Annotated in this window: 15 protein-coding genes; 5 read left to right on the forward strand and 10 right to left on the reverse strand. The window is 65.6% G+C overall.

Annotation, left to right across the window (positions count from 1 at the left end; genetic code table 11):
- Positions 1 to 2: 2 nt before the first annotated feature.
- From madL to mdcA, 8 genes are all read right to left on the reverse strand, one after another.
- Entirely contained in the window at positions 3 to 425 is a 423-nt protein-coding gene (gene madL, locus L1P09_RS13645) for a malonate transporter subunit MadL (protein WP_054904749.1), read from the reverse strand.
- A gap of 123 nt (positions 426 to 548) precedes the next feature.
- A complete protein-coding gene (gene mdcH, locus L1P09_RS13650; RefSeq protein WP_054904750.1) occupies positions 549 to 1,469 on the reverse strand; it encodes a malonate decarboxylase subunit epsilon in 921 nt (306 codons plus the stop codon).
- Complete coding sequence (locus tag L1P09_RS13655) at positions 1,466 to 2,080, reverse strand: malonate decarboxylase holo-ACP synthase (RefSeq protein ID WP_054904751.1); 615 nt, start codon at positions 2,078 to 2,080, stop codon at positions 1,466 to 1,468. The genes mdcH and L1P09_RS13655 overlap by 4 nt, the downstream gene beginning before the upstream one ends.
- Before the next feature lies 1 nt (position 2,081).
- Positions 2,082 to 2,873, reverse strand: coding sequence for a biotin-independent malonate decarboxylase subunit gamma (mdcE, locus tag L1P09_RS13660; RefSeq protein ID WP_054904752.1), 792 nt, complete (start codon positions 2,871 to 2,873; stop codon positions 2,082 to 2,084).
- Positions 2,870 to 3,718 (reverse strand): biotin-independent malonate decarboxylase subunit beta, encoded by an 849-nt coding sequence (locus L1P09_RS13665; RefSeq protein ID WP_235767747.1) that lies wholly within the window; start codon positions 3,716 to 3,718, stop codon positions 2,870 to 2,872. The genes mdcE and L1P09_RS13665 overlap by 4 nt, the downstream gene beginning before the upstream one ends.
- A complete protein-coding gene (locus tag L1P09_RS13670; RefSeq protein ID WP_009686716.1) occupies positions 3,711 to 4,010 on the reverse strand; it encodes a malonate decarboxylase subunit delta in 300 nt (99 codons plus the stop codon). The genes L1P09_RS13665 and L1P09_RS13670 overlap by 8 nt, the downstream gene beginning before the upstream one ends.
- 1 nt (position 4,011) lies before the next feature.
- Positions 4,012 to 4,917 carry a triphosphoribosyl-dephospho-CoA synthase gene (locus L1P09_RS13675; RefSeq protein WP_232892730.1) on the reverse strand — a complete coding sequence of 302 codons (906 nt, stop codon included), beginning with the start codon at positions 4,915 to 4,917 and terminating at the stop codon, positions 4,012 to 4,014.
- Positions 4,917 to 6,578 (reverse strand): malonate decarboxylase subunit alpha, encoded by a 1,662-nt coding sequence (gene mdcA, locus L1P09_RS13680; RefSeq protein ID WP_054904755.1) that lies wholly within the window; start codon positions 6,576 to 6,578, stop codon positions 4,917 to 4,919. Before mdcA ends, L1P09_RS13675 begins: the two co-directional genes overlap by 1 nt.
- Positions 6,579 to 6,907: 329 nt before the next feature.
- Between mdcA and L1P09_RS13685 the strand changes: the two genes are divergently transcribed.
- Together L1P09_RS13685 and L1P09_RS13690 are read left to right on the forward strand one after the other, a co-directional pair.
- Positions 6,908 to 7,978: an enoyl-CoA hydratase/isomerase family protein gene (locus tag L1P09_RS13685; RefSeq protein WP_235767748.1), complete on the forward strand. Its 1,071-nt coding sequence runs from the start codon at positions 6,908 to 6,910 to the stop codon at positions 7,976 to 7,978.
- A 16-nt stretch (positions 7,979 to 7,994) separates the two neighbouring features.
- The gene (locus tag L1P09_RS13690) at positions 7,995 to 9,146 is read left to right on the forward strand and encodes an acyl-CoA dehydrogenase family protein (RefSeq protein WP_192440141.1); all 1,152 of its coding nucleotides are present in this window, start codon (positions 7,995 to 7,997) and stop codon (positions 9,144 to 9,146) included.
- 39 nt (positions 9,147 to 9,185) lie between these two features.
- On the opposite strand, the gene L1P09_RS13695 is transcribed toward L1P09_RS13690, so the two are convergent.
- Positions 9,186 to 10,118, reverse strand: a complete 933-nt coding sequence (locus L1P09_RS13695; RefSeq protein WP_029887230.1) for a LysR family transcriptional regulator — start codon at positions 10,116 to 10,118, stop codon at positions 9,186 to 9,188.
- Between the two features lie 124 nt (positions 10,119 to 10,242).
- On the opposite strand from L1P09_RS13695, the gene L1P09_RS13700 reads away from it, so the two are divergent.
- A complete protein-coding gene (locus L1P09_RS13700) occupies positions 10,243 to 10,503 on the forward strand; it encodes a DUF2790 domain-containing protein (protein ID WP_054904757.1) in 261 nt (86 codons plus the stop codon).
- A 1-nt stretch (position 10,504) separates the two neighbouring features.
- Here the strand turns inward: L1P09_RS13700 and L1P09_RS13705 are convergent, their stop codons facing one another.
- Positions 10,505 to 11,197, reverse strand: coding sequence for a tRNA (adenine(22)-N(1))-methyltransferase (locus tag L1P09_RS13705; protein ID WP_054904768.1), 693 nt, complete (start codon positions 11,195 to 11,197; stop codon positions 10,505 to 10,507).
- Positions 11,198 to 11,333: 136 nt separating this feature from the next.
- On the opposite strand from L1P09_RS13705, the gene L1P09_RS13710 reads away from it, so the two are divergent.
- The gene (locus L1P09_RS13710) at positions 11,334 to 11,714 is read left to right on the forward strand and encodes a RidA family protein (RefSeq protein ID WP_054913469.1); all 381 of its coding nucleotides are present in this window, start codon (positions 11,334 to 11,336) and stop codon (positions 11,712 to 11,714) included.
- Between the two features lie 123 nt (positions 11,715 to 11,837).
- A complete protein-coding gene (locus tag L1P09_RS13715) occupies positions 11,838 to 13,838 on the forward strand; it encodes a peptidase U32 family protein (protein ID WP_054904759.1) in 2,001 nt (666 codons plus the stop codon).
- The last annotated feature ends 6 nt before the right edge of the window (positions 13,839 to 13,844 follow it).

Genomic DNA, 13,844 nt, shown 5'->3' on the forward strand with positions numbered 1-13,844 from the left:
GTTCAGCGCCCCCCTGCAGGGGCAGCATGCCCATTGGCCTGGGCTGGTGCCTCGACCGCGGGTAGCGGTTCGCCGCGGTGGCTGCGGCTGATCAGTGCAATGGTCGCACCGCACACCAGCACCGCACCTATTGCAGCCAGCAGCGCCACCGGCCCGCCGTGCAGGGCGGTGACCACGTTCTGTTGCGCCGCCATGGCCACCACGACCGGAATGTACATGGCCCCCCAGAACCCCACACCGAACTCGCACTCCTTGCTCATGCCACCGTGACGGTGCATGTAAAGGCGTGCGCAGATCAGCAGGATCATGGCGATGCCGACCCCGCCTACATTGGATTTGACGCCCAGCAGTACGCCCAGAAAGTCGCCGACGATAACCCCAGCCAGCGTACAGACCGCCAGCAGTGCCACACCATAGATGATCATTGTTGTTGTCCTCAGGTAGTGTCGAAGTTGCTTGTTGTTGTTCTTCGCCATCGGTAAACCCGCAAGCGCCGCACTGGCTTCATTGGCGGGCGTAGCCCGTGCCAGCCGGCGCGATGCCCGCCATCATCGCCGGTCCGCCACCTCCTGGCGCAGCAGCGCATCCAGGCTGTCCCATCGGGTGCCTTCCACCGCCAGCACCCTGCCCTGTTCGAACACCGGCCGGGCCAGGCCGCTGAGCGTGCTGCCAGGCGGCATTTCCAGGTGCAGGCGCACGCCGCGTTCATAGGCATTGCGCAACGCCGCCCGCCAGTCCACCCGGCGCGCCATGTTGCCGGCCAGATCGTCACGCAGGCGCTGCGGGTCGACTATCACCCGTGCGCTGCTGCCACTGAGGTAAGTGATACGTGGCCGCTGCAGTTCGACCGCAGCGAAGGCCGCAGCCAGCTCGGCTGCCGGGCCAGCCAGCAACGGGCAATGCGATGGCACGCTGACTGCCAGCCGGCGCGCGATGCCCCTGCCCAGGCTGCGCGCGCGGGCCGCCACCGCCGCCATCGCCGTTTCGCTGCCGGCAATGACGATCTGCTGCTCGCTGTTGAGGTTGGCGACATACACTTCGCCACCCACCTCGCCGAGCAAGCGCTCGACACTGGCCAGCTCCAGGCCACTGAGCGCAGTCATGCCATAGCCGCGCGGATAGGCCCGTTGCATCAGTTCGCCGCGCAGGGCAACCAGGCGCACAGCGTCGGCAAAGCCCAAAGCACCGGCCACCACTGCCGCCGGATAGGCGCCGACCGACAAGCCCGCCACGCAATCCGGCCCTGGGCTGCGCTGCATCAACCAGCGCGCCCAGGCCACGCCACTGAGCAGCAGGCACAGCTGCACGGCGCGGGTCGACTGCAGGGCGTGCTCGCTGTCCAACGCCAGTGCGGCCTGGCCAAGGGCATCGCTGGCCTCCTCCAGCACCGGCGCGCTGCCTTCGGGCAGGCGCTGCAACATGCCCACCTGCTGGGCACCCTGGCCCGGGAACGCGAACAGAGTGCTCATGGGGCACGCTCCCGTACAGCCCACGGGTCTTCGCACAGGCAAGGCCCCACGGGCGACTTGAGCAACACACGCTGGGCGAAACCGGCCCACTCACGCAACGCCACAGCCCCGGCCGGGGTTTCCAACTGCGCATCGATACGGCATGGCGCGGCGGCCAGCGTCGCCAACAGCGTGCGGGCCTGCGCGCGCGCCAGCGGTTGCGGCGTGCGTACCAGTATGTCCAGGTCGCTGTCGGCGTGCAGCACGTCGATACCCGTTGCAATCTGGTAACCCACGCCACCTGTCGGCCCCCAGGCCAGGCCGCAGGCATCGAGCATTGGCGCTATCGAGGCCAGGGCCTGCTGTGCTGGCCAGGCGCACTGTGTAGGCCGCTGCAAGGCTTCAGGGGCCTGCTGGCGTTGAATGTCGGCAACCCGCATCACAGCAGCCAGGCGCTGCGCGCGCCCTTGGCCACGCACGCCAACGGCGACCCAGCCGGCGTCACACACCGCGCGGCGCACGACCACCGGCTGGCCGCCGGCCAACACTTCCCGTGCCCACTGCGGCGCGTCAGCCGGCAAGGCCGAAGTCGGCATGCCCCACAGCAGGTCATGAGGGCGTGGCGCGTTCATCTCAGGCACCCTGCCATTGGCGGCGCAGTTGCTCACGCACTTGCCGCGAGGCACTGCGGTGTTCGCCCGCCAGCCGCGACGACAGGTCGGTCGAGCTGCCAATATCCCGGACCGCGTCGGCAAGGCAGGCACGCACCCGGGCAATGTCGGCGCTGCCAGGCGCTTCGGCGTTGGCCACCGTCAACCGACGCCACAGCAGGCCCAGTGACGCATAGCTGGCCAGGTCATAGGCCATGGGCGGCACCTTGGCGGCCAACGCTTCCAGTTGCTCGACACTGCGCAGGGTAATCCGCGCGGCTGCCGCCTTGCCCATGGCATGCACCATTACCCCGGCATCGTCTAGGGCGATCAGGCGCTGGGCCTGGTAGCCGTGGGCAAGAAAAGCGCCAGACATGGCCTTGCCGACCAGCAGCCCGATTACCGGGTGACCGGCCAGCCGGGCCTGGGCGTAAGCCTGCACAGCGCCAGCCAAGGCCTGATGGATACCCAAGGCCTCCTCACGGCGGCCGTAGGCCTGGCTGGGCACATCGATCACCGCGACAATTGCGCGCTTGTGCCCCTGGCTGTCAGCGTCGACCGCGTCGCTCACGGCCTTGGCCAGGCCCCAACCCTCCAGCAGGCCGACTTCGCCCCCGCGGGCGCGGGGGAACGGATTGGCGGGATCGGGGACCACGGCGATAAAGCGCGCCAGGCGGTTGTCCAGTTCGCCATCGATAACCTGCAACGACGCCGGGTAGCCCGGCAAGGGTTGGCCGCCCGCCAGGCCCGGCAACCAGTTCATGGCACGGTTCATTGGGCTTCTCCTTGGTAAAGGGCACGCACAGCGGCAGCGTCCAGTTGCGGGCACTCGGCGCCCAGCCGGGCCAGGCGCTCGAGGAACCAGGCGTGTTGCCGGGCGCGGTCAGCGCCAGGCGAGTCGAGCAGTTGCAGCAGGCAGTCGCGCAGCGCCTGGATGTCATCGGCCACATAGCCATCGACCAGCCCGCTGGCATGGCGCTGTTCGCCGCCGCTCAGGCTCCAGATGAACGGCCGGTCCTTGGCGTCATACTCGGCAATGCCGGCTTCCTGTTCGATGACCTGAGGCCCGTTCAGGCCCAGGCGGGCCTCGCGGGTGACCAGTAAATGGCTGCACAAGCCAGCGGCGATCGACATGCCGCCGAAGCACCCGACGGAACCTGCAATCAGCCCGATTACCGGCTGCCAGGCCCGCAGTTCGACAATCGCCGCCTGGATTTCGGCAATCGCTGCCAGGCCAAGGTTGGCTTCCTGCAACCGCACACCGCCGGTTTCGAGCAGCAGCACTGCACACGTGGGGATGCCATTGCGGTTGTCTTCGATGGCCAGCTCCAACGCCCCGGCAATCTTGGCGCCGCCCACCTCGCCCATGCTGCCGCCCTGGAAGCCGCCCTCGATAGCGGCGACCACCGCATTGCGCCCGTTCAGCGTGCCTTTGGCGATGACCACGCCGTCGTCAGCCTGCGGCACGATGCCCTGCAAGGGCAGCCAAGGCGACATCAGCCGGTCGAAGGGGCCGAGCAGCTCGTGGAAACTACCCGGGTCGAGCACGGCGCGGGCGCGCTGCCGGGCACCCAGTTCTACGAAGCTGCGGCTGCGCAGCAAGCGTGCGGTGTCAGTCATGGGCGATCTCCTCGAAGCCTTGTTCCAGGCGCAGGCGGACCACCCCCGGGGTGGCGCCGAAGTCATGAATGTCGATGTTCACGGCCGGCCAGGCGCGGCCCTCGAACAGGCGCTGGAACAGTTGCGCCCAGCGCGCGGCGCTGCCATCGACCGAAGTCACCACCTGGATCTGCAGGTGGCCGGCGGTGCCGGGTTCAATCAGTACTTCAAGGTCGCCGGAGCTGACACAGCCCACCAGCGTGCGGCCACGCCCCGGTTCGGCGGCGGGGAAATCGAAGGTCAGGGTTTCCATGTCACAGGCTCCCGGCTTTGTCGAGGAACAGGCAGGCGGCCAGTAGATCGGCGGCGCCGCCCGGTGAGGCGTTCAGTTGCAGCAGTTGCTGGTCCAGCGTACGCAGGTAGCGGCGCCCGGCCAGGGTGGCACTGCCCCCGGCACCCAGTACCGCGCGGGCGCCCTGCTGCACGGCGGCCAGCCCGGCAGGGCCGCTGCGCCACAGCACACAGGTATCGCTGAGCACGGCCATGATGGCGAGCAAGGCATCGAGCCGGGCGTTGGCCTCACTGGCACCGCTGGCACGGCTGCGTTGCAGGTGTGGCAAGCCGTGGCCGGTAACCGCAGGGAAGCCTTGTTGCGCCTGTTCGCGGGCACCGCTGCTGCCATAGCGCTGGCGCACCTGCAGGCCATGGCTGTGCTGCTGCGGCATGGCCGGGTCGTCGAACAGGGCGATGCGCCCGGCCCGCGCGGCTACCGTGCTGGCGCTGGCATCGGGGTCGAGGGCCTTGGCGGCGACCAGCAGGCCCAGGGCCCAGATAGCGCCGCGGTGGGTGTTGACCCCATGGGTCGCGGCCAGCATCGCGGCTTCGCCTTCACGGCCGAGCTGGCCCAAGCTGGCGCGCAGGGGTTGGCCGATGGTGCCAATGGTTTGCGCGGCTGCGGCCATGTTGCGCAGGCAGGGCCACAGGGCCAGGGCCGAGGCGTGCATCAGGGCCAGGGTCATGTCGGTGTGAGCGCCGTTGCTGCGGCGGTCGACCAGGCCGGGTTTGGGGGACAGCTCGGCTTCGTCGATCAGGGCTTCCACGGCCAGGTCGGCCAAGTGGTCTGGCAGTTGAATCCGGGTTGTGTGGGCTGGCCTCTTCGCGGGTAACCCCGCGCCCACAGGGACCGCAACAGGTTCAAGGCGCAAGTCGCGTGCTTTCATCACCAGCTCCTGAACCGTGCCGGCGGGTTGTACAGGCCGCCGGACCATTCAACCAGGTCGGCAACGCTGCGCGCTGCCAGCAGCTCGCGGCTGGCGTCGGTGCGGCGGATGCCCAGGTCTTCGGGCAATGCGACCAGGCCTTGCTGGCGCAGGCGCGCAGTGTCTTTCGGGTCATGCCGCAGGCCGATGGCGGTAACCCCGGCCACAGCGGCAATCATCTGCTGGCGCTCTTCCAGACTGCGGGCCTTGTACAGGTAGGCAATGCCCTCTTCGGTCAACAGGTGGGTAACGTCGTCACCGTAGATCATCACCGGGGCCAGCGGCATGCCGGCCTTTTTCGCCACGGCCACCGCATCGAGGGTTTCCACGAAGGTCGGTTTGCCGCCTTCCTGGTAGGTTTCGACCATCTGCACCACCAGCTTGCGGCCGCGCTCCAGCAGGGTTTGCGGCACGGTCATGTCGAGCCAGGCCGGCGTTGCATGGCGCCGGCCCCGGGGGTCGTGGCCCATGTTCGGCGCCCCGCCAAAGCCGGCCAGGCGGCCGCGGGTGACTGTCGACGAGTGGCCATCGCCGTCTACCTGCAGGGTCGCGCCAATGAACAGGTCCACGGCGTACTGCCCGGCCAGCTGGCACATCATGCGGTTGGAGCGCAGTGAACCGTCACGGCCGGTGAAGAACACATCGGGCCGCTGGGCGATGTAGTCCTCCATGCCCAGCTCGGTGCCAAAGCAATGCACGCTTTGCACCCAACCGCTTTCGATAGCCGGGATCAGCGTAGGGTGCGGGTTGAGGGTCCAGTTGCGGCAGATCTTGCCCTTGAGCCCCAGCGACTCACCGTAGGTGGGCAGGATCAGCTCGATGGCAGCGGTATTGAAGCCGATGCCATGGTTCAACGACTGCACCTGGTGTTTTTCGTAGATGCCGCGAATGGCCATCATCGCCATCAGCACATGCACCGGCTTGATATGACGCGGGTCGCGGGTGAATAGCGGTTCGATGTAGAAAGGCTGGTCGGCAACCACCACGAAATCGACCCATGACGCCGGGATATCGACCCGCGGCAGGTCATCCACACGGTCGACCAGGTGGTTGACCTGGGCGATGACGATACCGTCGCTGAACGCGGCCGGCTCCACCAGCGCCGGGGTGTCTTCGGTGCTGGGCCCGGTGTACAGGTTGCCTTCACGGTCGGCCATGAAGCCTGCCACCAGGGCCACGTTGGGGATCAGATCGACCAGCAGCCGCGAGTACAACTCGATATAAGTGTGGATCGCGCCGACTTCGAGCAAGCCGTCTTCAAGCAACTGGCCAATGCGCAGGCTTTGTGGCCCCGCGAAGGAAAAATCCAGCTTGCGGGCGATGCCGCGCTCGAACAAGTCCAGGTGCTCTGCACGGCTGACGCTGGGCATGATCATGTGCAGGTCGTGCAGGCGCCCAGGGTCGACCTTGGCCAGCGAACGCGAGAGGAAGTCGGCCTGCTTCTGGTTGTTGCCTTCCAGCACCACGCGGTCGCCGGGGGCCAGCAACAGTTCCAATGCTTCGACGATACGCTCGCTGGGCAGCACCGCACCGTCGGCAAGGTGCCGGACCTGATCGAGGCGGCGTTGCTTTTCGGCACGCCGTCGCGACCATTGCGGCGGTGGATTCTGTGTTGTTGTCATGGTGACTCCACGGGTTCGCTGTCGTGGGGTCACCTTAGGGCGGGGGCCAGCCGGGCATCAATCAAGCTCGGCGCTGGATCGTTACGCTAAGGTTAATGATCGTGATTCTGGTGGACCAAAACACCAAGAACATCGGCGCCCATCCACCAAGCCAATCCGGTAAACGTCAAACCTTGCTAGAGTGGCAACACTGCCAGGCACGCAAAAATGCAGATTCCCCCTGCAGATTTGTCGATTGTACAAGGCAAATTCGCATGCAAGGATCGCCAGATCCTCCAGCGAAATCCAGACTTCACTTGGAAAATCAATAACAAAGCAGGGAGAAGGCAATGACTGCGCACGCTTACACCTCGGCCACCGACCATGTACTGGCCGAGGTCCGCAACCAGGTCGGCCACCTGACACTGAACCGCCCCGCCGGCCTCAATGCCCTTACCCTGGACATGGTCCGTAGCCTGCGCCATTACCTGGAACAGTGGGCTCGGGACCCGCACGTACGGGCGGTGGTGCTGCGCGGTGCAGGCCCCAAGGGTTTTTGCGCCGGTGGCGATATCCGCTCGCTGCACGACAGCTTCAAGGCCGGCGATACGCTGCATGAGACCTTTTTCGTCGAGGAGTATGCCCTCGACCTGGCCATCCACCGTTACCGCAAACCGGTGCTGGTGCTGATGGACGGCTTCACCCTCGGCGGTGGCATGGGCCTGGCTCAGGGCTGTGACCTGCGTGTGGTGACCGAGCGCAGCCGCCTGGGTATGCCCGAAGTCGGCATTGGCTATTTCCCCGACGTGGGCGGCAGTTATTTTCTGTCGCGCCTCCCTGGCGAGCTGGGCATCTACCTGGGGGTGAGCGGCGCACAGGTGCAGGCCGCCGATGCGCTGTACTGCGGCCTGGCCGACTGGTACCTGGCCAGCGACCAGCTCGCCGCCCTGGATCAAGGCCTGGACCAGCTGAGTTTCGGCGACCACCCGCTCAAGGACCTGCAGGGCCTGCTGGCCAGGCTAGGTAGCCAGGTGCTGGAGGATGCCCCGCTGGAAAAGCTGCGCCCGGTCATCGACCACTTCTTCGCCCTGCCCGACCTGCCGGCCATCGTCGAGCAATTGCGCACAGTCAGCATTGGCGACAGCCACGCCTGGGCCATGGCCACTGCCGATCAGCTGGAAAGCCGCTCACCGCTGGCCATGGCGGTTACGCTGGAGATGCTGCGCCGGGGCCGCCAACGGGACCTGGAGGCGTGCTTTGCCATGGAGCTGCACCTGGACCGCCAGTGGTTCCAGCATGGCGATATCATCGAAGGCGTACGCGCCCTGATCATCGACAAGGACAAGCAACCGTGCTGGAACCCACCCACCCTGGCTGCACTGCAACGCCAGCGGGTCGACCAATTCTTCGAAGGCCTGTGAGCCCGGGAGTACACCGATGCAAGACCTGGAACTGAGCGAAGAACAGATCATGATCCGCGACATGGCGCGCGATTTTGCCCGTGGCGAAATCGCCCCGTACGCCCAGGCCTGGGAAAAGGCCGGCTGGATCGATGACGACGTGGTACGCAAGATGGGCGAACTGGGCCTGCTGGGCATGGTCGTGCCCGAAGATTTTGGCGGCAGCTACACCGACTACGTCGCCTATGCCCTGGCGGTAGAGGAAATTTCCGCCGGTTGTGGCGCCACCGGGGCGATGATGAGCATTCACAACTCCGTGGGTTGCGGCCCGCTGCTGGCATATGGCACGGCCGACCAACAGCAGCAATGGCTGCCGCGCCTGGCCACGGGTGAAGTGATCGGCTGCTTCTGCCTGACCGAGCCGCAAGCCGGCTCCGAGGCGCATAACCTGCGGACCCGCGCAGAGTTGGTAGACGGCCAATGGGTAATCAATGGCGCCAAGCAGTTCGTCAGCAATGCCCGGCGTGCCGGCCTGGCGATCGTGTTTGCGGTAACCGACCCGGACCTGGGCAAGAAGGGCCTGTCGGCCTTTCTGGTGCCTACCGACAACCCGGGCTTCAAAGTCGACCGCAGCGAACACAAGATGGGCATCCGCGCCTCTGATACCTGCGCGGTCACGTTCGACAACTGCCGGGTACCGGCCGCCAACCTGCTGGGCGAGCGCGGCAAGGGCCTGGCCATCGCCTTGTCCAACCTTGAAGGGGGCCGGATCGGTATCGCCGCGCAAGCGCTGGGCATCGCCCGTGCGGCGTTCGAAGCAGCGCTGGGTTATTCACGGGACCGTGTGCAATTCGGCAAGCCGATCAACGAGCACCAGAGCATCGCCAACCTGTTGGCCGACATGCAGGTGCAGGTCAACGCCGCGCGGCTGCTGATTTTGCATGCTGCGCGCCTGCGCAGCGCCGGCAGGCCGTGCCTGTCAGAGGCATCCCAGGCCAAGCTGTTCGCCTCGGAAATGGCCGAACGGGTGTGCTCGATGGCGATCCAGGTACATGGCGGCTACGGCTACCTGGAAGACTACCCGGTAGAGCGTTACTACCGCGATGCCCGGATCACCCAGATCTACGAAGGCTCGAGCGAAATCCAGCGCATGCTGATTGCGCGGGAGCTGAAGCACTACACGCTTTAGTAGGTCGACGACCGAGCCCTGGCGCCAGGCTCTGCCCACCTAGCGCCAGTAGCGGGCGTCGTCCACCAGCTCGGCGTGCCTTTCGAACAGCGCTGGCAACTGCTCCTTGAGGTAGTCGATCCAGGTACGCACCTTGGCATCCAGGTAGTGCCGTGACGGGTAAATTGCATACAGCGCACTCTCGCGCAGCCGATACGGCGCCAACAGGCGGCACAGCCGCCCCTGCCCGATCGCCTGGCTGGCGGTGTAGAACGGCAACAGGCCTATGCCCATGCCCAACTCGCTGGCCACCAGCATGGCATCGGCAACATTGGTGGAGAAACCGTCCTTCGGTACGATCACACACTGGTCGACCCCTTGCGGGAACACCCAGTCACCTTCGTACAGGGGGTACGACATGCGCAGGCAACGATGGCCGTGCAAGTCTTCGGGGCTTTCCGGTACGCCATTGGCTTCCAGGTAGGCCGGAGCCGCGCAGGGGATACTGAAGATATTGCCCAGCGGCACCGCGATCAGCTGCGAATCGGGCAACGCGCCGTCAACGGTAATCACCACATCATGCCCTTCGGCCAGCGGGTCGGGGTTGCGCTGTGACAGGGTCAACTCGATCACCACCTCCGGGCACAACGCGTTGTAGCCGGCCACCAGCGGCATCAGCAACAGCCCCAGGCCATGGGGACAGTGCAGACGTAACCGCCCACGCGGCGTCAGGTGCGCACCACGGGCCTCGCCCACCGCTTCTTCGGTCAGCAGCATGATCTGCCGCGCCCGCTCGAGAAACCGCTCGCCGGCCTCGCTCATGCGCAAGCGCCGGGTGGTGCGGTGCAACAGGCGGGTCTGCAACTGGTTTTCCAGCTCCGCCACGATGCGCGAAACCTGTGCCGCAGAGATGTCCAGGGCGTTGGCGGCCGCCGCGAAGCTGCCGCATTCCACCACACGGGCGAAGGTACGCATGGCATGCAGCATGTCCATGAAAGTGAGCTCCTTACTGGGTGTTATTGTTACGTTAAAGGCAGGAATCTATCACAACTTAGCCCATTTATTGTGTAAGGCCTTTGAATACATCATTAGTCATACATTGTAAAAGGAGCCAGCCATGAAACCCTCCCTCGCTATAATCGCCATTTTCGCTGCCATGGCTTCGTGCGCATCCCTCGCCGCCACGGGCAACGATCAGCCAGCCAGTAGCAACTATGCATACGGCATGCACCTGGATGTGGCCAAAGTGATTTCCATCACCCCGCCCAGCAACGTCGGCGACTGCCAGATCGGCACCGCTCACATGGTGTACCTCGACCACCATGACCAGAAGCACGAAATCAGTTACCGCGAGATGAGCAACTGCCCGCAACAGTGACTCAGGCCAGCAGCTGCGTTATCCAGCCTACCTGCTGGTTGAAGTCGTCTATCTTCGCTTGCGGCACTGCGCCCCGGGCCCGCTGGAAATTGGCCAGGGTGTGCTGCTTCTGGCGCAGCATGCGCTGCCATTTACCCAGGAACGCCGCGCTTTTTTCCTGCATCAGCAACGGCCCGAAGTACAGCTGTTGAGCGGTGTACACCGCCCTGCCCGGCTCGGCAACGATGATCTCGTAGTCGAAGCGGTTTTCCCGCAGCAGTTCCTCGTGGACGATCCGGTAGCCATTGCCGGCCAGCCACTGGCGTAGTTCGCGCTCACCGCCGTTGGGCTGCAGTACCAGGCGGGTGACGCCGGCCAGGCGCTGCGGGCCTGCCTGCAGGATGGCGCACATGGTGTCGCCGCCCATGCCGCACAGGCTGACCACCGTGATACGGTCCTGTGGCTCGATGGCTGCCAGGCCATCGGCCAGGCGCACGGCCACAGAGGCCTCCAGGCCGTTGCGGCTCACCGTGCGTTGGGCCGAGGCGAACGGCACCTGCGCCACCTCACCGGCCACCCCGGCCTCGATCACCCCGCGCAGCATCAACGCCACCGGCAGGAAGCCGTGGTCCGAGCCAATGTCGGCCAGGCGCGCGCCCTGCGGCACATAGGCAGCCACGCGCTCCAGGCGCCGGGACAAAGTCTGTTCGTTCAACGTAAACCTCTGGTCTGGCAATCGGCCGCGATTCTGCCGGTGAACGCCGCGCTTTACAAACGCCGGGGTGCGCTCGACCGGTGCGTTGCGCTCGCGTAGGCTTGCCGTTTCCTTCCGTTGCAAGGCAAACCACACCATGGCTCAAGCAGACATCATCTATACCCCCGACCCGGACGCCGACTCGATTTCTTCCGACGTCGCCGAGTACAACGGCGTGCTGGTCACCACCCAGATCCCGACCCGTGCCGACGGCAGCCTGGAGCTGGGTGGCATCGTCGCGCAAAGCGAGTGCACCCTGCAGGCCTTGAAAGTGGCGCTGGAAAAAGCCGGCAGCGGTATGGACCGCGTGCTGCACCTGACCATCTACCTGACCGACATGGCCGACCGCGCGGCATTCAACGAAGTGTACCAGCGCTTCTTCAGCAAACCCTGGCCGGTACGTGCCGCCGTTGGCGTGGCCGCCCTGGCGTTCGACGGCATGCGCGTCGAAGTGACGGCGATGGCCGCCAAGCGCTGACCGACCGTCGTTGCCGCCCCCTCGCACCCTGGCTGCACACCTTCGGGCAGCCCAAGGGTGCCGCCAGCCCGTTTCGCCGCTACAATGCGCGCCTAACCCGTGACAGCCCGAAAATACAACGACATGTCCCTTCCAAAGAACCAGCTGGAACTGCTCAGCCCTGCGCGTGACGTGGCCATCGCCCGTGAGGCGATCCTGCACGGCGCTGATGCCATCTACATCGGCGGCCCAAGCTTCGGCGCGCGCCACAATGCCTGCAACGAAGTCAGCGACATTGCCGAACTGGTCGAGTTCGCCCATCGGTACCATGCGCGCGTGTTCACCACCATCAACACCATCCTCCACGACAACGAGCTGGAGCCGGCGCGCAAGCTGATCCACCAGTTGCATGACGCCGGTGTCGATGCACTGATCGTGCAGGACCTGGGGGTGATGGAGCTGGACATCCCGCCGATCGAGCTGCACGCCAGCACCCAGACCGACATTCGTACCCTGGAGCGGGCGAAATTCCTCGACCAGGCCGGTTTCTCGCAACTGGTGCTGGCCCGCGAGCTGAATTTGCAGCAAATCCGCAGCATCGCCGCCGAAACCGACGCGGCCATCGAGTTCTTCATCCATGGTGCACTGTGCGTGGCATTTTCCGGCCAGTGCAACATCTCCCACGCGCAAACCGGGCGCAGCGCCAACCGTGGCGACTGCTCGCAGGCCTGCCGCCTACCCTACACCCTGAAGGATGACCAGGGCCGCGTGGTCGCGTTCGAGAAACACCTGCTGTCGATGAAAGACAACAACCAGACCGCCAACCTGGCCGACCTGGTCGATGCCGGCGTGCGCTCGTTCAAGATCGAAGGGCGTTACAAGGACATGGGCTATGTGAAGAACATCACGGCCCACTACCGCAAGGAACTGGACGCCATCCTGGAAGGCCGCCCGCACTATGCCCGCGCTTCCAGCGGGCGCACCGAGCACTTCTTCCTGCCCGACCCGGACAAGACCTTCCACCGCGGCAGCACCGACTACTTCGTCACCGACCGCAAGGTCGATATCGGCGCATTCGACTCGCCAACCTTCACCGGCCTGCCGGTGGGCGTTGTGGAAAAGGTCGGCAAGCGCGACCTGCACGTGGTGACCGACGTGCCGTTGACCAACGGCGACGGCCTGAATGTGCTGGTCAAACGCGAAGTGCTGGGTTTTCGCGCCAACATCGCCGAGCCCCGTGGCGAGTTTGAAGAAGACGGCCAAGCACGCTACCGCTACCGCGTCGAGCCCAATGAAATGCCCGAAGGGTTGCACAAGCTGCGCCCCAACCACCCGTTGTCGCGCAACCTGGACCACAACTGGCAACAGGCCCTGCAGCGCACGTCCTCCGAACGCCGGGTGGGCGTGGAGTGGCACGCGGTGCTGCGCGAGCAACGCCTGCTGCTGACCCTGAGCAGCGAGGAAGGGGTCAGTGTGCAGGTAGCCCTGGAGGGCCCGTTCGGCGTCGCCAACAAGCCCCAGCAGGCACTGGAGCAACTGCACGACCTGCTCGGCCAGCTGGGTACCACTATGTACCACGCCGACCGTATCGAGCTGGACGCCCCGCAGGCGTACTTCATCCCCAACTCGCAGCTCAAGGCCCTGCGCCGCGAGGCCATCGAGGCACTGACCGCCGCGCGGGTACAGGCCCACCCACGCGGCGCGCGCAAGGCCGAGACCACGCCGCCGCCGGTGTACCCCGAGTCGCACCTGTCGTTCCTGGCCAACGTGTACAACCAGAAGGCTCGCGACTTCTACCACCGCCATGGCGTGCAACTGATCGACGCCGCCTACGAGGCCCATGAAGAGCACGGCGAGGTGCCGGTGATGATCACCAAGCACTGCCTGCGTTTCAGCTTCAACCTGTGCCCCAAGCAGGCCAAGGGTGTCACCGGCGTACGCACCAAGGTCGCGCCCATGCAGCTGATTCAGGGCGACGAGGTACTGACGCTGAAATTCGACTGCAAGCCGTGCGAGATGCATGTGATCGGCAAGATGAAGAGCCATATCATCGACCTGCCGACACCGGGCAGCGCGGTTGCACAAGTGGTTGGGCACATCAGCCCCGAAGACCTGCTCAAGACCATCCCGCGCGGGCCGCATTGAGGGGTT

This window comes from Pseudomonas juntendi, assembly GCF_021560075.1.
GTDB classification, from domain to species: Bacteria; Pseudomonadota; Gammaproteobacteria; order Pseudomonadales; family Pseudomonadaceae; genus Aquipseudomonas; species Aquipseudomonas juntendi.